Source organism: Corynebacterium sp. Marseille-Q4381 (assembly GCF_036881695.1).
Lineage (GTDB): Bacteria > Actinomycetota > Actinomycetes > Mycobacteriales > Mycobacteriaceae > Corynebacterium.
This window is the reverse complement of record NZ_JBAJNR010000001.1, coordinates 119,478-141,336: the sequence shown is the minus strand read 5'-3', so window position 1 is coordinate 141,336 and position 21,859 is coordinate 119,478. Positions and strand designations below refer to the sequence as shown.

At 66.7% G+C, this 21,859-nt stretch carries 21 protein-coding genes; 18 read left to right on the top strand and 3 right to left on the bottom strand.

All coding sequences use genetic code 11. From position 1 onward, the window contains the following. Positions 1-14: 14 nt before the first annotated feature. A complete protein-coding gene (coaBC, locus tag V6D40_RS00725; protein WP_334265119.1) occupies positions 15-1,229 on the top strand; it encodes a bifunctional phosphopantothenoylcysteine decarboxylase/phosphopantothenate--cysteine ligase CoaBC in 1,215 nt (404 codons plus the stop codon). Positions 1,230-1,290: 61 nt separating this feature from the next. Next, entirely contained in the window at positions 1,291-2,538 is a 1,248-nt protein-coding gene (gene metK, locus V6D40_RS00720) for a methionine adenosyltransferase (protein WP_442891870.1), read from the top strand. Here the strand turns inward: metK and V6D40_RS00715 are convergent. From V6D40_RS00715 to V6D40_RS00705, 3 genes are read right to left on the bottom strand one after another with little or no spacing between them, the layout of a single operon-like run. After that, the gene (locus V6D40_RS00715) at positions 2,535-3,398 is read right to left on the bottom strand and encodes a hypothetical protein (protein ID WP_334265117.1); all 864 of its coding nucleotides are present in this window, start codon (positions 3,396-3,398) and stop codon (positions 2,535-2,537) included. The genes metK and V6D40_RS00715 overlap by 4 nt on opposite strands. Beyond that, complete coding sequence (locus V6D40_RS00710; RefSeq protein ID WP_334265116.1) at positions 3,395-3,772, bottom strand: hypothetical protein; 378 nt, start codon at positions 3,770-3,772, stop codon at positions 3,395-3,397. The genes V6D40_RS00715 and V6D40_RS00710 overlap by 4 nt, the downstream gene beginning before the upstream one ends. A gap of 51 nt (positions 3,773-3,823) precedes the next feature. Then, entirely contained in the window at positions 3,824-4,693 is an 870-nt protein-coding gene (locus V6D40_RS00705; RefSeq protein WP_334265115.1) for a polysaccharide deacetylase family protein, read from the bottom strand. A 104-nt stretch (positions 4,694-4,797) separates the two neighbouring features. Between V6D40_RS00705 and V6D40_RS00700 the strand changes: the two genes are divergently transcribed. The 16 genes from V6D40_RS00700 to V6D40_RS00625 all read left to right on the top strand — a co-directional run bounded on the left by V6D40_RS00700 (position 4,798) and on the right by V6D40_RS00625 (position 21,857). Beyond that, positions 4,798-6,813 (top strand): primosomal protein N', encoded by a 2,016-nt coding sequence (locus tag V6D40_RS00700; RefSeq protein ID WP_334265114.1) that lies wholly within the window; start codon positions 4,798-4,800, stop codon positions 6,811-6,813. Positions 6,814-6,822: 9 nt separating this feature from the next. Continuing rightward, positions 6,823-7,320, top strand: a complete 498-nt coding sequence (gene def, locus V6D40_RS00695; protein WP_334265113.1) for a peptide deformylase — start codon at positions 6,823-6,825, stop codon at positions 7,318-7,320. 30 nt (positions 7,321-7,350) lie between these two features. Next, on the top strand, positions 7,351-8,283 hold the full coding sequence (fmt, locus tag V6D40_RS00690) for a methionyl-tRNA formyltransferase (protein ID WP_334265112.1): 933 nt from the start codon (positions 7,351-7,353) through the stop codon (positions 8,281-8,283). Next, positions 8,280-9,698 (top strand): RsmB/NOP family class I SAM-dependent RNA methyltransferase, encoded by a 1,419-nt coding sequence (locus V6D40_RS00685; RefSeq protein WP_334265111.1) that lies wholly within the window; start codon positions 8,280-8,282, stop codon positions 9,696-9,698. The genes fmt and V6D40_RS00685 overlap by 4 nt, the downstream gene beginning before the upstream one ends. A 5-nt stretch (positions 9,699-9,703) precedes the next feature. Further along, positions 9,704-10,366: a ribulose-phosphate 3-epimerase gene (gene rpe, locus V6D40_RS00680; protein WP_334265110.1), complete on the top strand. Its 663-nt coding sequence runs from the start codon at positions 9,704-9,706 to the stop codon at positions 10,364-10,366. Then, positions 10,356-11,342: a bifunctional diaminohydroxyphosphoribosylaminopyrimidine deaminase/5-amino-6-(5-phosphoribosylamino)uracil reductase RibD gene (gene ribD / locus V6D40_RS00675; RefSeq protein ID WP_334265109.1), complete on the top strand. Its 987-nt coding sequence runs from the start codon at positions 10,356-10,358 to the stop codon at positions 11,340-11,342. The genes rpe and ribD overlap by 11 nt, the downstream gene beginning before the upstream one ends. A 7-nt stretch (positions 11,343-11,349) precedes the next feature. Then, the gene (locus V6D40_RS00670) at positions 11,350-11,937 is read left to right on the top strand and encodes a riboflavin synthase (RefSeq protein WP_334265108.1); all 588 of its coding nucleotides are present in this window, start codon (positions 11,350-11,352) and stop codon (positions 11,935-11,937) included. Between the two features lie 11 nt (positions 11,938-11,948). Continuing rightward, positions 11,949-13,214, top strand: coding sequence for a bifunctional 3,4-dihydroxy-2-butanone-4-phosphate synthase/GTP cyclohydrolase II (locus V6D40_RS00665; protein WP_334265107.1), 1,266 nt, complete (start codon positions 11,949-11,951; stop codon positions 13,212-13,214). Positions 13,215-13,265: 51 nt separating this feature from the next. Beyond that, a complete protein-coding gene (gene ribH, locus V6D40_RS00660) occupies positions 13,266-13,751 on the top strand; it encodes a 6,7-dimethyl-8-ribityllumazine synthase (protein ID WP_334265106.1) in 486 nt (161 codons plus the stop codon). A gap of 61 nt (positions 13,752-13,812) precedes the next feature. Beyond that, the gene (locus V6D40_RS00655; protein WP_334265105.1) at positions 13,813-14,346 is read left to right on the top strand and encodes a PH domain-containing protein; all 534 of its coding nucleotides are present in this window, start codon (positions 13,813-13,815) and stop codon (positions 14,344-14,346) included. Between the two features lie 19 nt (positions 14,347-14,365). Next, the gene (gene uvrC, locus V6D40_RS00650; RefSeq protein WP_334265104.1) at positions 14,366-16,447 is read left to right on the top strand and encodes an excinuclease ABC subunit UvrC; all 2,082 of its coding nucleotides are present in this window, start codon (positions 14,366-14,368) and stop codon (positions 16,445-16,447) included. Positions 16,448-16,481: 34 nt separating this feature from the next. Next, positions 16,482-17,351: an RNase adapter RapZ gene (gene rapZ / locus V6D40_RS00645; RefSeq protein WP_334265103.1), complete on the top strand. Its 870-nt coding sequence runs from the start codon at positions 16,482-16,484 to the stop codon at positions 17,349-17,351. Positions 17,352-17,368: 17 nt separating this feature from the next. Continuing rightward, positions 17,369-18,334, top strand: coding sequence for a gluconeogenesis factor YvcK family protein (locus V6D40_RS00640; RefSeq protein ID WP_334265102.1), 966 nt, complete (start codon positions 17,369-17,371; stop codon positions 18,332-18,334). A 40-nt stretch (positions 18,335-18,374) separates the two neighbouring features. After that, complete coding sequence (whiA, locus tag V6D40_RS00635; protein ID WP_334265101.1) at positions 18,375-19,370, top strand: DNA-binding protein WhiA; 996 nt, start codon at positions 18,375-18,377, stop codon at positions 19,368-19,370. A gap of 173 nt (positions 19,371-19,543) precedes the next feature. Continuing rightward, positions 19,544-20,554 (top strand): type I glyceraldehyde-3-phosphate dehydrogenase, encoded by a 1,011-nt coding sequence (gap, locus tag V6D40_RS00630; RefSeq protein ID WP_334265100.1) that lies wholly within the window; start codon positions 19,544-19,546, stop codon positions 20,552-20,554. 85 nt (positions 20,555-20,639) lie between these two features. Beyond that, positions 20,640-21,857, top strand: a complete 1,218-nt coding sequence (locus V6D40_RS00625) for a phosphoglycerate kinase (RefSeq protein WP_334265099.1) — start codon at positions 20,640-20,642, stop codon at positions 21,855-21,857. Positions 21,858-21,859: the final 2 nt, after the last annotated feature.

The following is a 21,859-nucleotide window of genomic DNA, read 5'->3' as shown; positions in this document are numbered from 1 at the left end:
TAGACTCGGACCCCATGAGCGATTTTCAGGTTGTGGTCGGGGTCGCCGGCGGCATCGCCGCGTACAAGGCGTGCCACCTCGTGCGGGACTTCAAGGAGTCGGGGGCCAACGTGCGGGTGGTACCCACGCCGAACGCGCTCAACTTCGTCGGCGCAGCCACCTTCGAAGCGCTGTCGGGTCACCCAGTGGACACCGGTGTGTTCAGCCGGGTGGACGAGGTCCAACACGTTCGCGTCGGCCAAGAGGCGGACCTCGTGGTGGTTGCTCCGGCGACCGCCGACGTGATCGCCCGCATCGCGGCAGGCCGCGCAGACGACCTGCTCACAGCAACAGTGCTGGTGGCCACCTGCCCGGTGGTCATCGCGCCAGCAATGCACACGGAGATGTGGCACAACGCCGCGACGCAGGCGAACGTTGCGACGCTGCGCAGCCGCGGCATCACCGTGCTAGAGCCAGCAAGCGGCCGCTTGACGGGCAAGGACACCGGACCGGGGCGGTTGCTTGAGCCGCGCCAGATCGCGGAGCTGGCTCGCACAGTTGCCTCGACCGGCCCGATTGCTCGCACGCTCGAGGGCAAACGCGTGGTGATTAGCGCCGGCGGCACGCAGGAGAACATCGACCCGGTGCGTTTCATCGGCAACCGCTCTTCCGGCAAGCAGGGGTTCGCGCTGGCGGAGATCGCCGCGCAGCGAGGTGCGCAGGTCACTGTCGTGGCGGGAGACACCAACGATCTGGACACACCGGCCGGCGCGGAGGTGGTGCGGGTGCGCTCCACACGCGATCTGGAGGCCGCGATGAACGAGCGCGTCGCGGAGGCGGATGTGGTCATCATGGCCGCGGCGGTCGCAGACTTCCGGCCGGAGAGGGTAGCGACCTCGAAGTTGAAGAAGGGGCAGGCGGACGACGCGTTGAGCACGCTTCGTCTTAAGGAGAACCCTGATGTGTTGCGGGGGATCGTCGATAAGCGAAATGCCCGCGAGACCAAAGCGGTGATTGTCGGTTTCGCAGCGGAAACCGACGATGTGCTGGCCAACGGCCGCGCGAAGCTCGAGCGCAAAGGGGCGGACCTGTTGATGGTGAACTCCGTCGCGGGAGGAAAGGTGTTCGGCGAGGAGCGAAACTCGGGGTGGATGCTTGGAGCGGACGGTTCCGAGGTGGAGGTGCCGGACGGCACCAAGATGGAGGTCGCGGTGCGCATCTGGGACGCGATCGAGACGTACGGCGCGTAGCGTTGCCAATTTAGACAGCTTGGTCTAGTGTGTTGGGTGATACACCCGATTACTTGAAAGCGTGACTACCTTGTCTCTTCACGATGACACTGCAACTGGCACTTTCCACCGGCTATTCACCAGCGAATCGGTGACTGAAGGGCACCCGGATAAAATCTGCGACTCGATCTCGGACGCCATCTTGGACGACATGCTGCGCCAGGACCCGAAGTCCCGTGTCGCGGTAGAGACGCTGGTGACCACTGGCCAAGTGCACGTGGTGGGCGAGGTGCGCACCACGGCGTACTCCAACATCGCCAAGCTGGTGCGGGACCGCTTGGTGGAGATCGGGTTCAACTCCTCCGAGGTTGGCTTTGACGGCACCACCTGCGGCGTCAACGTTGCCATCGGCGACCAGTCAGAGGAGATTTCCGCCGGCGTCACCACCTCCCAGGAGGCGCGCGCAGGTGCCGAGGTCGAGGAGTTCGCCCAGTCCGGCGCCGGCGACCAGGGGTTGATGTTCGGCTACGCCACCCACGAGACCCCGGAGTACATGCCGCTGCCTATCGCCACGGCGCACCGCCTCTCGCGCCGCCTCGCGCAGGTCCGCCACGAGGCCATCGTCGAGGGACTGCGCCCGGACGGCAAGACCCAGGTCACGTTCGCCTACGACGGCGACACCCCGGTCCACCTCGACACGGTGGTCATCTCCACCCAGCACGACGACGACTTCACAGGCGAAGCGCTCGAGGGCGCGATGCGCGAGCATGTTTTGGAGTGGGTAGTCAAGGACGCGGGTCTGGACGAGTTCTACAACGAGGACACCAAGCTTTTGGTGAACCCGTCCGGGTCCTTTGTTGTCGGCGGCCCGATGGGTGATGCCGGCCTGACCGGCCGCAAGATCATCGTGGACACCTACGGCGGCATGGCCCGCCACGGCGGCGGTGCGTTCTCCGGTAAGGACCCGTCAAAGGTGGACCGCTCGGCGGCGTACGCAATGCGCTGGGTGGCGAAGAACATTGTGGCGGCTGGTCTCGCCGAGCGCGTCGAGGTCCAGGTGGCGTACGCCATCGGTCGCGCGAACCCGGTCGGCCTCTACGTCGAGACGTTCGGCACCGCGGCCGAAGGCCAGACCGACGAGTCCATCCAGCAGGCGGTGCAGAAGGTCTTCGACCTGCGGCCTGACGCCATCATCCGCGAGCTCGACCTTCTGCGTCCGATTTACGCGCAGACCGCCACCTACGGCCACTTTGGGCGAAACGATTTGGATTTGCCGTGGGAGCAGCTGGACAAGGTCGACGAGCTCAAGCGTGCGGCCGGCGTGGCCTAGCGTTCCTCGGGCGCCTCGCCGCGCGGGGCGTTCCACCTCGCCTTCTCCGCCTCTGACCGCTTGTGGTTGCGCAGCGCGACGATACCGACCACGATGCCGATGACCACCGGCACCCACACCTTGGAGTATTCGGCGAGCCACCCCACCCATTCAGGCAGCTGCGGGAGGGTGATCTCTGGGAATGGGATGTTCGGAGTTGGCAGCGCGGTCTGGGGGAGTTTCGGCACCGGCAGGTCCGCGTGCGGCAGCGTGATGTCGGGCAGCTGCCAGTCGGGCAGGAAGCCCAGCAGCCAATTTAAGAGCCTGCCTACCAGCGGGCCGAGCAGGACCACCGCGAGCGCCCAACCGCCTTTGCCCAGCCCCTCTGCAATGGGGATGAGCGTTCGCTTCAGCGAGCTGGAGGCCATGGTATCGCGCCGTTTCGCGCCGCGGGATCCAGCCGGGGGATCGAACTCGACCACAGTGGAGCCCTCGCGGTAATCGATGGCGAGGATGTCCTTGAACGCGTTCGCTGTGATCTTCAGGTGGGGTTTCTCCCGGTCGACACCGAGCGATATCGTCGGTGAAAGCGTCTCCTTCGCGCCCTCGCCGTAGAGAGGGAAACGCCCGCTTTCTACCGCGTCGTACTGTTGCTGCACCGCGGCGTCGACAAGAAACTCCATCCGCATCGGCGGATTCTGCATGCGCGCCCGCGCCCGAGCGGAAAGCGAGGCGTCGGCGTCCGGGCGCACGCCCACCTTGCCTGCGTCGGTCATGCCCGGCCAGGATGGATCGAGGGCGAGGAAATCGCTGTCGAACCCGGCGCGCACCTCGATTCGGCCGTGTTCGGGGTGGTCGAGCACCCATGTCTCGATGGTCACGCGCGTGCGCCCTTCCCGCGGTTCGCCGCGCTGCCGAGCGCGCCCGCGAGGGCAGCGATGACGACGCAGCCCAGCAGGTAGATAAACGTGCCGTCGTTAAGGTAGAGCGTCTTCGCCAGCCAGAAACCGACTCCGGCGAGAATCGGCAGCGACCACGTGAAGCGGAAGGTCCACCCGTCGACGAAGCCGAAGACCGCAGCCGCCCCGAAGACGAGGGCGATCACGGCTGTGGGCGCGGATTGCTCGCCCGCCGCGGGGATGATCAGCAACGGTGCGAGGACGTACGTGGCGATCATGACCCACGGGGTCGCCGTGCGCCAGCCGGTGCGCCCGGCGCTTTCGGTGTCGTCAGATACCGCTGTCGAAGTAGTCATGGCATCTCACTGTAACGGCCGCAACGCGCGGGCGCGGTGAGGCTGGCTGCTTTACGGCCGGTGGGTGTAGACGCGACCCGGCTCGGATTGTTTCACCATGTATTCAAGACTGACAGGGCGCAGACCCTTGGCGCGCAGCCCGTCAATGACGCACGGCACCGCGTCGACGGTGGGGGCGTGGATATCGTGCATCAGGATGATGGAGCCCGGCGTGGAGTTCTGGACGGCGATGCTGCAGGTCTTCGCAGAATTGCGGTGTTGCCAGTCGGCCGTGTCAACGTCCCAGACCGCTACTGCTTGGCCGCGGCTTTTCGCCTCGGCCACCGTGCGGTTGTCGTAGGAGCCGTACGGCGGGCGCATCCACTTCGGTTTAATACCCGTGGTGTTCGCGATCGCTGCGTTGGTGTCGTCGAGCTGTTTCGCAATCGCCGCGTCCGACTGCTTTTTCAGGTCTGGGTGGTTGTACGTGTGGTTGGCAACCGTGTGGCCGCTGTCGCGCATGCGGCGCATCAGCGCAGGGTTGGCGTTCGCGTTCTGCCCGACAACGAAGAAGGTCGCCTTGGCGTTCTTCTCGTCCAGGATGTCCAGCAGCCGGCCGGTGTAGGCTCCCGGGCCGTCGTCGAAGGTGATCGCCACGCAGTTCGCGCAGGTGTCCGGTGCTGGCGTGGGCTCCGGCGCGGCCTCGTACTCGGGCTCAGCGGGCGGTGCCGGCAGAGGCGCGGGCTGGGCGGGCCGCAGGTGCGGCGGCACGGCCTCGCGCAGCTGGGCAGGCAGCGCGTTGTAGCCCTGCAACCAGGCGTCGTTCGTCGCGCGTGAGCTGGAGCTCGACAGGTCCGACACGCTCGGCAGCGCGTGAGACGCGGGGGTGAGCAGTGCGAGCGAGCAGACAGCAGCGACGGTGGCGCGGACGGCGCGGTTCATGGGGGACAGTCCTTATGGGTACGACAGGTACTTCCAAAACAATTCGCAACTGAGTATGCGCCTTGGTCTGAGCTTTAGCCAACCGGGGGCTTAGAATCGTCGCCATGCCGACTTCCAGCGCCGCCGACCCCGTCGCGCGGGTGTTGCCGCTGATCGGGCTCGCGCATCTGGACCGCACCTTCGACTACCTCGTTTCGGAGGCGGATTCAGCTGCGGCGCGACCCGGGGTGAAAGTGCGCATCCGTTTCGCTGGGCGGTTGGTGGACGCGGTTGTCCTGGAGCGCACCGCGGAGTCCACGCACCAGGGCAAGCTGCGGTTCATCGAGCGGGTTATCTCGCCCGAGGTGGTGGCGCCGGCAAAGCTCAGGCAGCTTATCGACGCCCTGTCGAACCGCTACGCAGCCACCCGCTCCGACCTCTACCGCGCAGCGATCCCGGCGCGCCACGCCAAGGCCGAGGAGACGGACACGGCCACCAGCTGGGACGAGCTCGGCGAGGTTTCAGAGCCGGACCTGTCGTCGTGGAGCGCCTACACCTTCGGCGAGAGTTTCGTCGACGCCGTGCTGGCCGGCAACGTGGCGCGGGCGGCGTGGCAGGTGGCGCCGGGCGATAGCTGGGCGGAGGCGCTGGCCGCGCTCGCGGTCAAAGTCGCGATCGACGGCGGCTCCGCGCTCATCGTCGTGCCCGACCAGCGTAACGTCGACCAGCTTGAGGCGGCGCTTCGCGCACATGTCTCCGCGAAGCAGGTGACCACACTGACCGCCTCCCAGGGACCGCAAGCCCGCTACTCGCGCTACCTCTCGGTGCTGCACGGGCAGGCGCGCATTGTGGTGGGTACCCGTTCCGCGGCCTTTGCGCCGTTGGAGAACCTGCGGCTTGCGGTGGTGATGTTCGACGGCGACGATTCGCTGGTTGACCCGCGCGAGCCGTATTTCCACGCCCGCGAGGTCATCACCACCCGCGCGCCGATCGAGCGCACCTCAGTCATCATCGGCGGCTACGCCCGGACCGCGGAGGCGCAGCTTCTGGTGGAGTCCGGGTGGGCGCACTCGCTGACCGCACCCCGCGACACGGTCCGGGCGCGAGCACCGCGCATCCACGCCGCAGGCGACTCCGACTTCGAGCTGGAGCGCGACCCCCGCGCCCGCCAGGCCCGCCTGCCGTCGTCTGCGTTTTTAGCTGCGTCGCGCGCGCTGGAGCGGGGCCGGCCGGTGCTGTTCCAGGTGCCGCGCACTGGCTACATCCAGGCGCTCGCTTGCGGGGTGTGCCGCGCGCCGTCGCGGTGCCGCTGGTGCAACGGCCCGCTTGGCCTGCCCGCCGGGGGCGAGGCGCAGGCACCGGCGTGCCGCTGGTGCGGACGCATGGACCCGCACCACGTGTGCCCGGCGTGCGGGTCGAAGAAAATGCGCGCCGTGGTCTTAGGCACCGAGCGCACCGCGGAGGAGCTCGGGCGGGCGTTTCCGAAGCACCGCATCATCAGTTCGTGGGGGGAAAAGATCCGCGACATGGTCGACCGAAAGCCCGCGATCGTCGTCGCCACGCCGGGAGCGGAGCCGCGGGTCGCGGGCGAAGCTGCCGGATACGGGGCGGCAGTCCTGCTCGACACGTGGGCGTTGCTGCAGCGTCCCGACCTGCGGGCAACCGAGGACACGTTCACGACATGGCTGCGGGCCGCGGCACTTGTCCAACCCGCCTCCGAGGGCGGGGAAGTGGTCGTCGTTGCGGACCCTTCCATCCCCGCGGTGCAGCACCTGATCCGCTGGGATGTCGAGGGCTTCGCAGCGCTTGAGCTCGCGCAGCGGCGCGACGCGCGTTTCCCGCCCGCAGTGCATGTCGCGCTTGTCGATGCCCCCCGCGCCGCCCTCGACGACTTCTTCGCCCACACCACGCTGCCGGAGCATTCCGAACTCTTGGGCCCCGTCGACCTGCCCCCCGGCGCGGGGCTGCCGGGGGAGTGGGATACACACACCCACGGCCCGGCGCAGCGCATGCTGGTGCGCTCGCCGCTTGCAGGCCGCGACGCGCTGGGCAAATCGCTACGCGCAGGAGTGGCCAGCCGGGGTGCGCGCAAGGTAGATCTGCCCCTGCGGGTGCAGGTCAACCCGATTGACATCGGCTAGCGTGGGCGCATGGCATTGTTGCGTTTGCGCTACTTCGGCGACCCCGTGCTCACGACGCGAGCGCAGGAGGTCGACCGCATCGACGAGTCCATCCGGGCTTTCGCGGGGGACATGTTGGCGACGATGGACGCCTCCCGCGGCGTCGGGCTGGCCGCCAACCAGGTCGGCGTCGCCAAGCGCGTGTTCGTTTACGGGTGCCAGGGCATGCGCGGGGTGCTGATCAACCCCGTGTGGCAACCGGTCGGCGAGGCCTACCAGACCGGTTCCGAGGGGTGCCTTTCGGTCCCCGGCGTCCGCGGGGAGGTAACACGGCACCAGGACGTGCTCGCGCGCGGCGTCGACGAGTTCGGCCGGCCGGTGGTGATCCGCGCCTCGGGGTTACTGGCGCGCTGCATCCAGCACGAGACCGACCATTTGGACGGGGTACTGTTCCTTACACGGATGGAACCGGCGCAGCGCAAGGCCGCCATGGCCGAGATCCGCGCTGCGGAATGGTTCCAAGCTTAAAAGCTGCAACTACAAGGAGACGTTCGTTCTATGCGCCTAGTGTTCGCCGGGACCCCAGAGCCGGCTGCGGCATCGCTGCGCCATCTTATCGACTCGCAGCACGAGGTAGTGGCGGTGCTGACCCGCCCCGACGCGAGGAAGGGCCGCGGCCGCAGCCTGCACCCCTCGCCGGTGAAGGAGCTCGCCGCCGAGCACGGGATTGAGGTGCTCACCCCGGATACGCTGAAAGACAACGAGGAGATCCGCGAGCGCTTGAAAGAACTCGAGCCGGACTGCATCCCCGTTGTCGCCTACGGCAACTTGATTCCGTCGGACATGCTGGATATTGCGCCGCACGGCTGGGTGAACCTACACTTCTCCCTTTTGCCGCAGTGGCGCGGGGCGGCCCCGGTGCAGCACGCGATCCTCCACGGCGATGAGGTCACCGGCGCCACGGTCTTCCGCATCGATGAAGGCTTAGACACCGGGGACGTGATCCACACCCTGCGCACTGAAGTTGAACCGGGTGAGACCTCCGGTGAACTTCTGGGCCGTCTCGCCGAAGCAGGGGCCGCCGCGCTCGTAGAGGCGATGGACCAGCTCGCGAGCGGCGCAGCCGCGCACACGCCCCAGCCGACCGAGGGGACCTACGCCGGCAAGATCACGCCCGAGATGGCGCGCGTCGACTGGAAGCAACCGGCAGGGGTAGTTGACCGCGTAGTGCGCGCGTTCAGCCCCGCGCCCGGCGCGTGGACCACTCTCGGCGGAGACCGGGTGAAACTCGAGCGCGTCGAAGCGCAGGAGACGTCGGAGCTCGCCCCCGGGGAGGTGCGCGCGTCGAAGAAGCAGGTGCTGGTGGGCACCGGCAGCGCAGACGTTGCGCTGACGCGGGTCCAGCCGCCGGGGAAGAAGATGATGAACGCGGCTGACTGGGCGCGCGGCATGAAACCCGAGGACGCGGAGAAGGGCGTGGTATTCGAGTGAGCGGCGGATTCAGGTCGAGAGCAGACGGCAGGCGGGGACCTCGCGGTGAAAAGCGCACGACGCCCAGGCAGCAGACGCGGTACAGCGTGAAGGCGCGCCCGGCTTCGATCGGCGACGCGCCGCGCGAGGCCGCCTTCGAGACGATGCTGCGCGTCACCCGCGACGGGGCATTTGCGAACCTCACCCTGCCGGGGCTGTTGAAAGAGCGCAAGATCAAGGGCCGCGACGCCGCGTTCGCCACCGAGCTAACGTACGGGGCGCTTCGCACCATGGGCGTGCTGGACGAGGTCATTGGAGCGAACTCGTCGCGGCCGGTGAACGATATCAACGCCGAGGTGCTCACCGCGCTACGGCTCGGTACCTACCAGCTGCTCTACACCCGCGTGGAGGATCACGCCGCGGTCGACACCTCGGTGCGCTTGGTGGAGGCGGCGAACCAAGAGAAGGCCAAAGGCTTCGCTAACGGCGTGCTGCGATCCATCGCGCGCACTCCGGCGGCGCAGTGGTTGGAGAAGTTCGACCACAACCACGCTCACCCCGACTGGGTTGCCGCCAGCTTCGCAGCCGCGCTGGGCGAAAGCGCAGTCGCTGAGCTGGACGCCGCGCTGAAGGCAGACTCGGAGCGCCCCATCGTCCACCTCGTGGCGCGCCCCGGCGAGATCACAGCCGAGGAGCTCGCGTTGACCACCGGCGGTGAAGAGGGCAAGTACTCCCCGTACGCGGTCTACCTGCCCGAAGGTGACCCAGGCCAGTTACAGGAGGTGCGCGAGGGCCTCGCCGGTGTGCAGGACGAAGGTTCCCAGCTCATCGCCCGCGCACTGGCTGAGGTGCCGGTCGAGGGCGATCAAGGCCGGTGGCTCGACCTGTGCGCGGGCCCGGGCGGCAAGGCCGCACTAATCGGCTCAATCGCCTCGATCGACGGCGCGCGGGTCACCGCGGTTGAGGTCGCGCCGCACCGCGCTGAGCTCATCCGAAAGGCGGTCGGCGACCTCCCGGTCAAGGTCACCGTGGCGGACGGGCGCGACCCCGGGTTAGAAAAGGCGAGCTTCGACCGCGTGCTGGTGGACGCGCCGTGTTCCGGGCTCGGAGCGCTGCGGCGCCGCCCGGAGGCGCGCTGGATAAAGACGGAGCGCGACATCGCCGAACTCAACACACTGCAGTCGGAACTTTTGGCCTCGGCGGTGCGCCTGACGCGCCCGGGTGGGGTGATTGTGTACTCGACGTGCAGTCCGGATGTGCGGGAGACGCGGGGGATCGTCGACAAGCAACTTGCCCTTGGGCAGGTCGAGGAGCTCGACGCCCACCAGTTCGCCGGGGGTATGGAGGACGTCGGCGAGCACAAAAGCGTGCAAATGTGGCCGCACCGGCACGGCACCGACGCGATGTTCTTCGCCGTTTTGAGGAAGCTACCCTAAGCACCATGATCTACATCGCCCCGTCGATTCTCGCAGCCGACTACGCCGCGCTCGGCGACGACGTGCGAAAAGTTGCCAACGCCGACCTGATTCACGTCGACATCATGGACGGCCACTTCGTGCCCAACTTGTCGTTCGGGCCCGATGTGACCAACGCGGTCAACGCGGTCACCGAGCAGTTCTTGGACATGCACTTGATGATCGAGGACCCGGAGAGGTGGTTCAAGACCTACGCACTGGCTGGCGGAGACCGGATGGTGTTCCACGTCGAGGCGGTGGGTGACCACGTGGCCGCGGCGCGCCAATGCAAGGACCTCGGCGTGCAGGCCGGGTTCGCCGTCAAACCCGGCACGCCGGTTGAGCCGTACCTGGACAGCCTCGAGCACTTCGACGAGGTCATGGTGATGAGCGTTGAGCCTGGCTTCGGCGGGCAGAAGTTCATGCCGGAGGTGCTGGGCAAGGTGGTGCAGCTCCGGGACGCAATCGCGGAGCAGGGCCTTGACACCGTTATCGGCATCGACGGCGGCATTTCGAGCGAGACGATCGCCGAGGCGGCTGCGGCGGGTGTGGACGCGTTCGTTGCCGGCAGCGCGGTGTTCGGCGCCGACAACCCGGCCGAGGCCGTGGAGCGGCTGCGCGCGCTCGCGCGTGAGGCACGTGCTTCCTAGCCGCCTCGCCGAGGCCGCATCCGCCGCGATCCAGGCGGGCGAGTCGGTCCGCGGCACCACGTCGCCCAATCCGCCTGTGGGCTGCATGCTTATCGACGCCCACGGCAACCCCATCGCAAGCGGCGCCACCGAACCCGCCGGCGGCGCGCACGCCGAGGTCGTGGCGCTGCGCGCGGCGGGCGAACGCGCCCGTTCAGCGACGGCGGTTGTGACGCTGGAACCCTGCAACCACACCGGCCGCACTGGGCCGTGCGCGGAGGCGCTCGTGCGCGCGGGCGTGGCCGAGGTGGTGTATCTCACGGCAGACCCGAACCCGCAGGCCGCCGGGGGCGCGCAACACCTGCGCGAGAACGGTGTCAAGGTGACGCACCTGCCTATCGCAGTCGGCGCGCTCGAGCCGTGGCTTACCTCGGTGCGTCTCGGCAGGCCGGCGGTGACGTGGAAGTACGCGGCCACCGCGGACGGTTTCACCGCCGCCGCCGACGGCACCAGCCAGTGGATCACAGGCGACAAGGCGCGCGTGTGGGTGCACGAGGACCGCGCGACCCGCGACGCGATCATCGTGGGATCGGGCACAGCGCTCGCCGACAAACCCAAGCTGACCGCCCGGAAACCGGACGGCACGCTTTACGACCGGCAGCCGCGCAGGGTAGTGATCGGCTCGCGCGCCGCCGCAGGCGAGGTGCCGGGCGGTTACGAGTGCTACGCCACCCCGCATAAGGCCCTGAGCGCGCTGTGGGAGACCGGCGCCCGCGACGTCCTGCTCGAGGGTGGGGCGCACTTAGCGCACAGTTTCCTCGCTGCTGATTTGGTGGACATGGTCCAGGCTCACATCGCGCCGGCGTTTTTGGGCGCGGGCCGCGGGGTGCTGGCGGGACCGGTGGCGCAAACCCTTGCAGATGCCCGCCGCTTTCAACCGGTGCGCACCATGCTTTTAGGCGACGACGTGATCTTTGAGATGAAAAGGAAGGCGTGAGACGAAAATGTTTACTGGGTTGGTGGAGGAGCAGGGGAGCGTCGTCAAGCTGGAAGCGCTCGGTGACGCGGTGCGCTTGACCGTGGATGCGCCGCTGGTCACCTCCGATGCGCAGCCGGGCGACTCCATCGCCGTCGACGGTGTGTGCCTGACGGTGGTTGAGCTCGCAGACACCGCGTTTTGCGCGGACGTGATGCGCGAGAGTCTGAACCGCTCCCGCATCGGAGAGTACGAGGTGGGTTCTGCGGTGAACCTGGAGCGAGCGCTTGCGGCGGGCCAGCGCATGGGCGGCCACATCGTCCAGGGGCATGTTGACGCAACTGCGCGGCTGGTTGCTCGAACCCCGTCGGATAACTGGGAGGTGTTCCGCTTCTCGCTGCCGGCTCCGCTCGAGCGCTACGTGGTGGAGAAGGGCTCCATCGCCGTCAACGGCACATCCCTCACGGTGTCGGCTGTCGGCGAGGGCTGGTTCGAAGTCTCGCTCATCCCTACCACCCTCGCCGCAACCACCGCCGGCAAGCTCCGCGAGGGGGACACCGTCAACCTCGAGGTGGACATCGTGGCCAAGTACGTCGAGAAAATGGTGCGGGGCTAACATTGCGCCGTATGAGCAACCCCGACCGTCTTAACCGTTTGGATCCAGTAGAAGAGGCGGTCGCGGCCGTTGCCCGCGGCGAGGCCGTTGTCGTGGTGGACAACGAGGACCGCGAGAACGAGGGCGATCTCATCTTTGCCGCCGAGAAGGCTACCCCGGAGCTGGTTGCCTTCATGGTGCGCTACACCTCGGGCTACATCTGCGTTTCGCTTGAAGACGCCCGCGCCACCGCCCTCGACCTGCCGCCGATGGTGGTCCGCAACGAGGACGTGCGCGGCACCGCCTACGCCGTGACCGTGGACGCCGCGACGGGAGGAACTGGCATCTCGGCGACCTCCCGCGCGGAGACGATCCGCCGCCTCGCCGACGCCCAATCGGTCCCGGCCGACTTCACCCGCCCCGGCCACGTGGTGCCGCTGCGCGCCCGCGAAGGCGGCGTGCTGACCCGCGACGGGCACACTGAGGCGGCGGTGGACTTGGCGCGGATGGCGGGGTGCCGGCCGGTTGGTGCCTTGTGCGAGATCGTTTCGGAGGATGACCCCTGCGACATGGCCCGCTTCGACGAGCTGCGTCGTTTTGCCGACACCCACGGGTTGAAGATGATCTCCATCGAGCAGCTCATCGCCTACCGCAAGCGCACGGAGCAACTGGTCGCCCGCGTTACCGAGGCGCGCCTGCCCACCGAGTTCGGGGAATTCACCGCCTACGGCTATCGAAGCGGCATCGACGGCGTGGAGCACGTGGCGCTGGTGTGCGGCGACGTGGCCGGTGAAGACGACGTGCTGGTGCGCGTGCACTCCGAGTGCCTTACCGGCGACGTCTTCGCCTCCAAGCGCTGCGACTGCGGGCCGCAGCTGCACGAGTCGATGCGGCGCATCCACAACGCCGGCCGCGGCGTGCTGATCTACATGCGCGGCCACGAAGGCCGGGGTATCGGGCTTTTGCCCAAGCTGGAGGCGTACCGGCTGCAGGACCAAGGTTTCGACACCGTCGACGCCAACCTCGAGCAAGGGCTGCTTGCCGACGCCCGCGAGTACACCACCGCCGCCCACATCCTCACCGACCTCGGCCTCGTTTCCGCCCAGCTCATGACGAACAACCCTGACAAGGTGGCCGCGCTCGACGGTGCAGGGCCGCGCATCAGCGGCCGAGTGCGCATCGAAGTGGCGCCGTCGCACGAGAACATCCGCTACCTGCGCACCAAGCGCGACCGGATGGGACACGATCTTCCCGCAGTGGGCGAGTGGCTCGCCGAGCACCCTGAGGCGAACGCATAGACTGCTCTCATACACTCGAAGCATCAAACGCCGACGCGAAGGAGCAAAAACATGTCGTCCACCGGAGCACCTGAGGAGTACCAGTTACGGGCCGAAGGACTCACCCTGGCAGTTGTGGCTACCCGTTGGAACGCGGGCGTTGTCGAGCAGATGACGCAGCGCGCCTTGGAGACTGCCCGCGGCCTCGGGGTAAAGGCGGACACTTACTTCGTCGACGGCGCGCTTGAGCTGCCGGTTGTCGTGCAGGCTTGCGCCCGCCGCTACGACGCGGTGGTTGCGCTCGGTTGCGTGATTCGCGGCGAGACCGCGCACTTCGAGTACGTGTGCGACTCCGTCACCGCCGGGCTCACCCGCGTCGCCCTGGACGAGGCGACCCCCGTGGGCAACGGTGTGCTCACCGTCGAGGAGGAGGACCAGGCGATCGAGCGCGCCGGCGGCGAGGACGCCAAGGAGGACAAGGGTGCGGATGCCGTCCGCGCCGCCCTCGGCGCGGCGGTGGAGCTGCGCAAAGTTCGCTCCTTGCCGCTGAAGGGCTAGGATCACCACACAACCAACATGAAGGCGCCGTCAACAAGGCGGCGAAGGGAAGCGGGTAGACGTGAGCGGAAAAGCATCGCACCAAAGCCAACTGGAGGACCGGGAGCTTGCCTACCTCACCGCGCTCGACCCGCACGCGGCAACCACGGACAAGCCGTGGGAGTACGAGGTGCGCTCTTCGCACCTGAAGCGCGTCGCCGCGGTGTGGATCGTCGTCGTCATGGCGGTGCACATCTTTATGGCTGCCGTAGTGAACGCCGAGTTCACGGGCGTTACGCTCACCAGTCTCGACCAGTTCGCGTTCGTCGGTGTGGGGCTGATCATTTCCGCGCTGTCGTGGGTGGCGCTGACTCGGCCGCGGGTGCGAGCCAACGCGGACGGCGTGCAGGTGGTCAACATCATCGGCACCCGCTTCTACCCGTGGGTCCTGGTGTACGGACTGAACTTCCCCAAGGGCTCGCGGATGGCGCGCCTCGAGTTGCCAGACTTCGAGTACGTCCCGCTGTGGGCGATTCAGGCGGGGGATAAGGAACGCGCCATTCAGGCCGTCGAGGACTTCCGCGTGCTCGAGGCGAAGTACATGCCAGAAGATTAGGACGAAGCACCAGCGCACAGTGGCAAACCCGAAAGATTACCGGCCAGCACCAGGAACCATTCCGACTGAGCCCGGGGTGTACAAGTTCCGCGACGCCAACGGCAGAGTCGTCTACGTGGGTAAGGCGAAAAGCCTGCGAGCCAGGCTGAACAACTACTTCCAGCCGCCGCAGACGCTGCACCCGCGCACCCGGCAGATGGTGTTTACCGCCGCGTCGGTGGAGTGGACCGTTGTCAGTTCCGAGGTTGAGGCGCTCCAGCTGGAGTACACGTGGATCAAGCGCTTCGACCCGTGGTTCAACGTCATGTACCGCGACGACAAGACGTACCCCATGCTCGCGGTCAGCGTGAAGGAGCGCTATCCGCGGGCGTTCTTCTACCGCGGACCGAAGCGCAAGGGGGTGCGCTACTTCGGCCCGTTTTCCCACGCTTGGGCGGTGCGCGAAACACTCGACCTGCTCACCAGGGTATTTCCGATCCGCACGTGCTCGAACGGCGTGTTCAACCGCCACGAACAGCTGGGCCGGCCGTGCCTTTTGGGCTACATCGACAAATGCTCGGCGCCGTGCGTCGGGAGAGTGACGGAATCCGAGTACGACGAAATCGTCCAAGGATTCATGGGGTTCATGTCTGGGCGCACGGACGCTCTGGTCAAGGGCATCACCGCCCAAATGAACGAGGCGGCGGAGAACCTCGAGTTTGAGAAGGCCGCGCGGCTGCGAGACGACCTCGGCGCAGTCAACAAAGTGATGGAGCGCCAGACGGTTGTGCTGGGCCAGGACACCGACGCTGACGTGATTGCGTTCGCTTCAGACGAGCTGGAAGCGGCCGTGCAGATCTTCACCGTCCGCGACGGCAGGATCCGTTCCCAGCGCGGCTGGGTGGTGGAGAAGACCGGTGACGAGCCTGGCTCGCTCGAGCGTCTGGAGGAAGGCCAGAAGGACCCAGCGCTGCCGACCCTCATGCAGAACTTCCTCGTGCAGTACTATTCCGACGCCGTCGAGCGCGCCGCCCAGGAAGAAGAGGAAGATAAGCGCATCGAAGCGCAGAAGGTGCGCCGCCGCGGGGTGGACCAGGAATCGCGCGCCAAGGTGCAGCCTCCGATGCCTGTGCCCCGCGACATCCTCGTCGAGGTCCTGCCCGCGGAGCTCGACGATGTTGAATCGCTGCTGGGCAAGCTCCGCGGCGGGCCGGTGGAGGTGCGGGTGCCGCAGCGCGGCGATAAGCGCGCGCTGATGGAAACGGTGCACAAGAACGCGGCCGAGGCGCTGCACCAACACAAGCTGAAGCGTGTGGGAGATCTCACCGCGCGCTCGCAGGCGCTGCAAGACATCCAGGACGCGCTGATGATGGACGAGGCGCCGCTGCGCATCGAGTGCACCGACATTTCGCACATCCAGGGCACCGATGTCGTCGCCTCGCTGGTCGTGTTCGAGGACGGCCTGCCGAAGAAGAACGACTACCGCCGCTACCGCATTAAGGAAGCCGCGGGCGACGGCCATTCGAACGACGTCGGCTCCATCGCCGAGGTCACCCGCCGCCGATTTAAGCGCTACAACGAGGACAAGTTGGCTAACCCCGACGAGATGGCCGCGGAGCAGACGTTCACCGACGAGGAAGACGCCGACGTCGAGACTACCGGCAGCCAATCGTCCTCGCGCCGCTTCGCGTACCCGCCGCAGCTGTTCATCGTCGACGGCGGCAAGCCTCAGGTCAACGCCGCGCAAGCGGTGTTCGACGAGCTCGGCATTGTCGACGTGCAGCTCATCGGGCTTGCCAAGCGCCTTGAAGAGGTGTGGGTGCCGCACGACGACGAGCCGCTGATCCTGCCCCGCAACTCCGAGGGCATGTACTTGCTCCAGCAGATTCGCGACGAGGCGCACCGTTTCGCTATTACCTACCACCGCCAGCAGCGCTCCAAGCGGATGCGCGCCTCCGCCCTCGATGGGGTGCCGGGTCTCGGGCCCGCTCGCCGCTCCGACTTGGTCAAGCACTTCGGCTCGGTGAAGAAGATGAAGGAAGCGAGCGTGGAGGAGCTGCAGGAGGTCAAGGGCGTCGGGCCAAAGCTCGCCCAGACGATTTTCGACCACTTGCGCACTTAAGATCCACAAGTCGTTTTCCACTACTATATTTTTCATGCGCGATCAGATACGACCGGTGATCATCACGGGACTTTCCGGTGGCGGCCTGTCTACGGCGGCGAAAGTTTTCGAGGACAAGGGTTACTTCGTCTCCCAGAATTTGCCGCCGCAACTGATTCTCGAGCTGATCGACCTCGCTGCGGCGGACGATTCGCCTGTCGACCGGCTCGCTGTGGTCACCGACGTGCGCGCTGACGTGTTCAACGGCTCGCTCATGCAGACCATCGACGGCATCAAGGAACGCGGCTACACGCCGTTCGTGCTCTTCCTCGAGGCGCGCGACGATGTGCTGATACGCCGCTTCGACTCGGTGCGGCGCACGCACCCGTTGCAGGGCAACGCCACGCTCGAGACCGGCATTGCCCGCGAGCGCGAGCTGCTGGAGACCCTTCGCGCGCAATCCGACATCATCATCGACACCACCAACCTGTCGGTGCACGATTTGCGCCGCGCGGTGGAGGCTTCAGTCGGCGAGTTGCCTGTCGGTCGCCAGCACGTCACCGTCGAGTCGTTCGGCTTCAAGCACGGCTCCCCGCGCGACGCGGACATCGTGCTCGACGTCCGGTTCCTCCCCAACCCGTACTGGATTGAGGAACTGCGCGATTACCGCGGCGTGGATGAGCAGGTGGCGCAGTACGTGCTCACGCAGCCGGGCGCGAAGGAATACGTCGACAACTTCGTCGATTTGCTCAGCAGCACTCTGGCGGGGTACCGCCGCGAGGGCAAGGACTTCATCACTGTCGGCGTGGGCTGCACCGGCGGGCACCACCGGTCGGTGGCCGTATCCGAAGCGATCGGGCGCAGGCTCCGTCAGCGGGGCGATGTGGATGTCAGCGTGATCCACCGCGACCTCGAGCGGCACTAAAGGCGGTACATTCACTCGTGTCTTCGTTCCACATTGCCTGCCTCGGCGGCGGGCACGGTCTTTACCAAACCCTCCAAGCTGCCCGTCTCGCGAACGCAACCACGATCGACGCAATCGTGACCGTCGCCGACGACGGCGGCTCTTCAGGCCGTTTGCGCCGCGAAATGGACATCGTGCCGCCGGGAGACCTGCGCATGGCGCTGGCCTCGCTCACCGCGGCGAACGGCGACGGAGATCTTTGGCGCGACACGTTGCAGCACCGCTTCGGCGGTCACGGCGCGATGGCGGGCCACGCAGTGGGAAACCTGATTCTCGCCGGCCTCAACGAACAGCTGGGGTCGATGCAAGCTGCCCTCGACGTGGTAGCGGGTTGGACTGGATCCGTCGGCCGCGTCATCCCTGTGTGCCCGACACCGCTCGAGATTGAAGCTGACGTCGCGGGTCTTGATGACGACCCGAGGGTGCTGCGCTCCGTGCGCGGGCAAGTCGCCGTCGCCACGACCCCCGGCACAGTGCGCCGGGTGCGCGTGCTGCCCGATAAGCCGGTGGCCTCCCCAGACGCGGTCGCTGCGATCCGCAACGCCGATCTGGTCACCATCGGGCCCGGTTCCTGGTTTTCGTCGGTGATCCCGCACCTGCTCGTTCCTGAGATTGTGACAGCGCTGAACGAGACGGACGCGAAGGTCGCGGTGCTTCTGAACCTCTCGCCTGAGGCGGGGGAGACGCCTGGTTTCACTACTGAGCGCCACCTGCACGTCTTTGAGCGCCACGCGCCTGAGCTGCGCGTCGACTACTTCATCGCCGATAGCACGTTGAGCTTGACCGAGGGCGAGCGCGACAACCTGCGCCGCGCGGCTGCGGTGGCGGGCGCGGAAATCTGCTTCTGCGAGGTGCGGGAAGCCGACGCCGACGGCCGAGGGCTGAACAGGCACGATCCGGAGAAGCTCGCCACCGCGCTGCTCGAGGTTTTGCAGGCAAGCTAGACTGTCTCGACGGCAATTGTGAAGGGGAAAGGATCCGACGGTGGCGCTGACCGCAAAGGTGAAAGATGAGCTTCTGGGCGTGAGGCGGACCTCCGCTGAAGCCCGCGCGGCAGAAGCAACCGCGCTCATCCGCTTTGCCGGCGCCTACGAATCCACCCCCCGCGGCCTTGCGCTGGTGTGCAACTTCGCTGAGCGCGCCGTCGCCGACCTTCTCGGTGCCCTGCTCGAGGAAACCTGCGAGACGCCATGCCGGATTGAAACCGTCGAGCCCGGCAGCGCGAGCCGCGAAACCCGCCACCACGTCATCGTGGACAGCCGCACCGACGACGTGATCCGCCGGCTGAAACTCGTTACCCCGTCCGGCCACCCCGTCGTAGGTATGCCACGTCAGGTCATTTCCGGATCTATGGCGGCGGTGGAGGCCGCGTGGCGCGGCGCGTTCCTCGCCCGGGGTTCCTTAACCGAGCCAGGTCGCACGGCTTCGCTCGACGTAGCGTGCCCCGGGCAGGAAGCCGCGCTCGCTCTTGTCGGCCTCGCTCGGCGCATGGGGGTCGCGGCGAAGACCCGCGAAACACGCGGCACCGAGCGCGTCTTTATTCGCGACGGCGAGACCATCGGTGTACTGCTGACCCGAATGGGCGCGCAGCGCAGCCGCTTGGAGTGGGACGAAAAGCGGGTCACCCGGCAACAAACCGCGAAGACGGGCCAGCGCCTCGCCACCTTCGACGACGCGAACACGCGCCGCTCGGCGCAAGCCGCGGCGACGGCTGCGCTTCGCGTCGAGCGTGCGCTTGAAATTCTCGGCGACGACGTACCGGAGCATTTGGCTGAGGCAGGCTACCTGCGAGTCGAGCACCGGCACGCGTCGCTCGAGGAGTTGGGCCGGTTAGCTGACCCGCAGATGACCAAAGACGCCGTGGCGGGCCGCATCCGCCGTCTGCTGTCCCTGGCCGATAAGCGCGCCAGCGAACTCGATCTTCCGGACACCTCCGCCGCGGCAGCCGAGGCCGCCAACGGCAGCGGCGGCGCGGATTAGCGTTAGACAGATCACCCTCCAATTTGCCCCTGCAGCTGCGGGGCCAGCTGGTTACACTGGGTTGTGACGGGCCATCGTGAGCGCCGTTAGCGCCTAGGCAAACACTGCCAACGAGATGCGCCGCGGTGGGTCCAACGAGTCAACGAATATTCAACCCAGAGGAGATTGAAGGCATGACTACCCGCATTGGCATCAACGGTTTCGGTCGTATCGGCCGCTCCGCGTTCCGCATCATCTTGGACGAGTATGCCGGCGACCTCGAAGTGGTCAAGATCAACGACCTGACCGACAACGAGACGCTTGCCCACCTGCTGAAATACGACACCACGTACGGTCAGCTCGGCCGCGAGGTGTCGTACGACGAGGAATCCATCACCGTTGACGGCCGCCGCATCGAGGTCACTGCTGAGAAGGACCCGGCGAACCTCGCATGGGGCGAGGCAGGTGTGGATATCGTGCTCGACTGCACTGGTCGCTTCACCGACGCGAACGATGCTAAGGCGCACCTCGACGCGGGCGCGAAGAAGGTCATCATTTCTGCACCGGGCAAGCACGTCGACGGCACGTACGTGTGGGGTGTGAACCACACCGATTACACCGGCGAGCAGAACATCATCTCCGCCGCCTCCTGCACCACCAACTCCCTGGCCCCTGTGGCCAAGGTGCTCGATGAGGCGTTCGGCATCCAGTCTGGTCTGATGACCACCATCCACGCCTACACCGGCGACCAGCGCATCCAGGACGCGCCGCACAAGGACCTGCGCCGCGCCCGCGCCGCAGCTCAGAACATCGTGCCGACCACCACCGGCGCTGCCAAGGCTGTCGCGCTGGTGCTGCCGAACCTGGAGGGCAAGCTCGACGGCTTCGCCATGCGCGTGCCGACGATCACGGGCTCCGCCACCGACCTCGCCGTCACTCTGAACAAGGACGTCACGGTGGAGGAGGTTAACCAGGCGGTCAAGAACGCCGTGCAGGACGAGGTCCTGGGCGTGGCGCTGGAGTACACCGAAGATCCGATCGTGTCCTCCGACATCATCGCTAATACGCACGGCGCGATCTTCGACGCAGGTATGACCCGCGTTATCGATGGCAACTTGGTCAAGGTCATCTCGTGGTACGACAACGAGTGGTCCTACACCTCCCAGTACATCCGCCTGACCAAGTTCGTCGCGGATAAGCTGTAACCGCAACACAGTTGTCAACAAAGGGGGCTCGCGGCGTGGCTGCGGGCCCGTTTTCATAACACGGAGAATTACTGAGGAGATTTTCATGGCCACCAAAACGCTTGCGCAGCTGTTGGAGGAAGGTGTCGACGGCCGCCACGTGCTCGTGCGCTCCGACTTCAACGTCCCGCTCGACGACGAGGGCAACATCACCGACGCAGGGCGCATCGACGCCTCCATTCCGACCTTGAAGGCATTGCTTGACGACGGAGCGAAGGTCATCGTCATGGCCCACCTCGGCCGCCCCAAAGGTGAAGTGAACGACAAATACTCCCTGTCCCCGGTCGCCGAGGCTCTGTCCGAGCGTCTCGGCCAGTTCGTGCCCCTGGCAGGCGACGTTTCCGGCGAGGACGCGCACGAGCGCGCCAACGGCCTGACCGAGGGCGAAATCCTCCTGCTCGAGAACGTCCGCTTCGACCCGCGTGAAACCTCCAAGGACGAGGCCGAGCGCGCCGAGTTCGCGTCCGAGCTCGCCGCCCTGGCCGCCGACAACGGCGCGTTCGTCTCTGACGGTTTCGGTGTGGTGCACCGCGCACAGACCTCCGTCTACGACGTGGCGAAGCAGTTGCCCGCCTACGCCGGCTACCTCGTGGAGAAAGAGGTCGAAACCCTCTCGTCCGTGAAGGACAACCCGGAGCACCCGTATGTTGTCGTGCTCGGCGGTTCGAAGGTCTCCGACAAGCTCGGTGTCATTGAGGCGCTGGCCGAGAAGGCCGACAAGGTCATCATCGGCGGCGGCATGTGCTTTACCTTCCTCGCGGCCCAGGGCCACAACGTGCAGAACTCCTTGCTGCAGGAAGACATGGTCGACACCTGCAAGGATCTCATCGCCCGCTACGGCGACAAACTGCTGCTGCCCACCGACGTCGCTGCGGCACCTGAGTTCTCCAAGGACGCAGAGAAGAAGGTTGTCGGCCTCGACGCAATCCCTGAGGGCTGGATGGGCCTCGACATCGGACCTGAGTCCGCGACCGCGTACGCCGAGGCGATCAAGGACTCGAAGACCGTGTTCTGGAACGGTCCGATGGGTGTGTTCGAGTTCGAGAACTTCGCCGACGGAACGAAGGCCGTCGCCGAGGCGATGATCGCCGCGACCGAGGACAACGGTTCGTTCACCGTCGTCGGCGGCGGGGACTCGGCCGCCTCGGTGCGCACCCTCGGACTCGACGAAGACGGCTTCTCGCACATTTCCACCGGCGGCGGCGCCTCCCTCGAGCTGATCGAGGGTAAGGAGCTGCCGGGTGTTGCTGTACTGACCGACTAGGA

Bases quoted from the DNA above. Each gene is read 5' to 3' on its own strand.
- V6D40_RS00710 (WP_334265116.1), bottom strand. From the start codon at position 3,772: ATGACTACTTCGACAGCGGTATCTGACGACACCGAAAGCGCCGGGCGC.
- def (WP_334265113.1), top strand. From the start codon at position 6,823: ATGGCATTGTTGCGTTTGCGCTACTTCGGCGACCCCGTGCTCACGACG.
- V6D40_RS00670 (WP_334265108.1), top strand. From the start codon at position 11,350: ATGTTTACTGGGTTGGTGGAGGAGCAGGGGAGCGTCGTCAAGCTGGAA.
- coaBC (WP_334265119.1), top strand. From the start codon at position 15: ATGAGCGATTTTCAGGTTGTGGTCGGGGTCGCCGGCGGCATCGCCGCG.
- V6D40_RS00705 (WP_334265115.1), bottom strand. From the start codon at position 4,693: ATGAACCGCGCCGTCCGCGCCACCGTCGCTGCTGTCTGCTCGCTCGCA.
- rapZ (WP_334265103.1), top strand. From the start codon at position 16,482: ATGCGCGATCAGATACGACCGGTGATCATCACGGGACTTTCCGGTGGC.
- ribH (WP_334265106.1), top strand. From the start codon at position 13,266: ATGTCGTCCACCGGAGCACCTGAGGAGTACCAGTTACGGGCCGAAGGA.
- gap (WP_334265100.1), top strand. From the start codon at position 19,544: ATGACTACCCGCATTGGCATCAACGGTTTCGGTCGTATCGGCCGCTCC.
- V6D40_RS00625 (WP_334265099.1), top strand. From the start codon at position 20,640: ATGGCCACCAAAACGCTTGCGCAGCTGTTGGAGGAAGGTGTCGACGGC.
- rpe (WP_334265110.1), top strand. From the start codon at position 9,704: ATGATCTACATCGCCCCGTCGATTCTCGCAGCCGACTACGCCGCGCTC.
- V6D40_RS00665 (WP_334265107.1), top strand. From the start codon at position 11,949: ATGAGCAACCCCGACCGTCTTAACCGTTTGGATCCAGTAGAAGAGGCG.
- fmt (WP_334265112.1), top strand. From the start codon at position 7,351: ATGCGCCTAGTGTTCGCCGGGACCCCAGAGCCGGCTGCGGCATCGCTG.
- V6D40_RS00700 (WP_334265114.1), top strand. From the start codon at position 4,798: ATGCCGACTTCCAGCGCCGCCGACCCCGTCGCGCGGGTGTTGCCGCTG.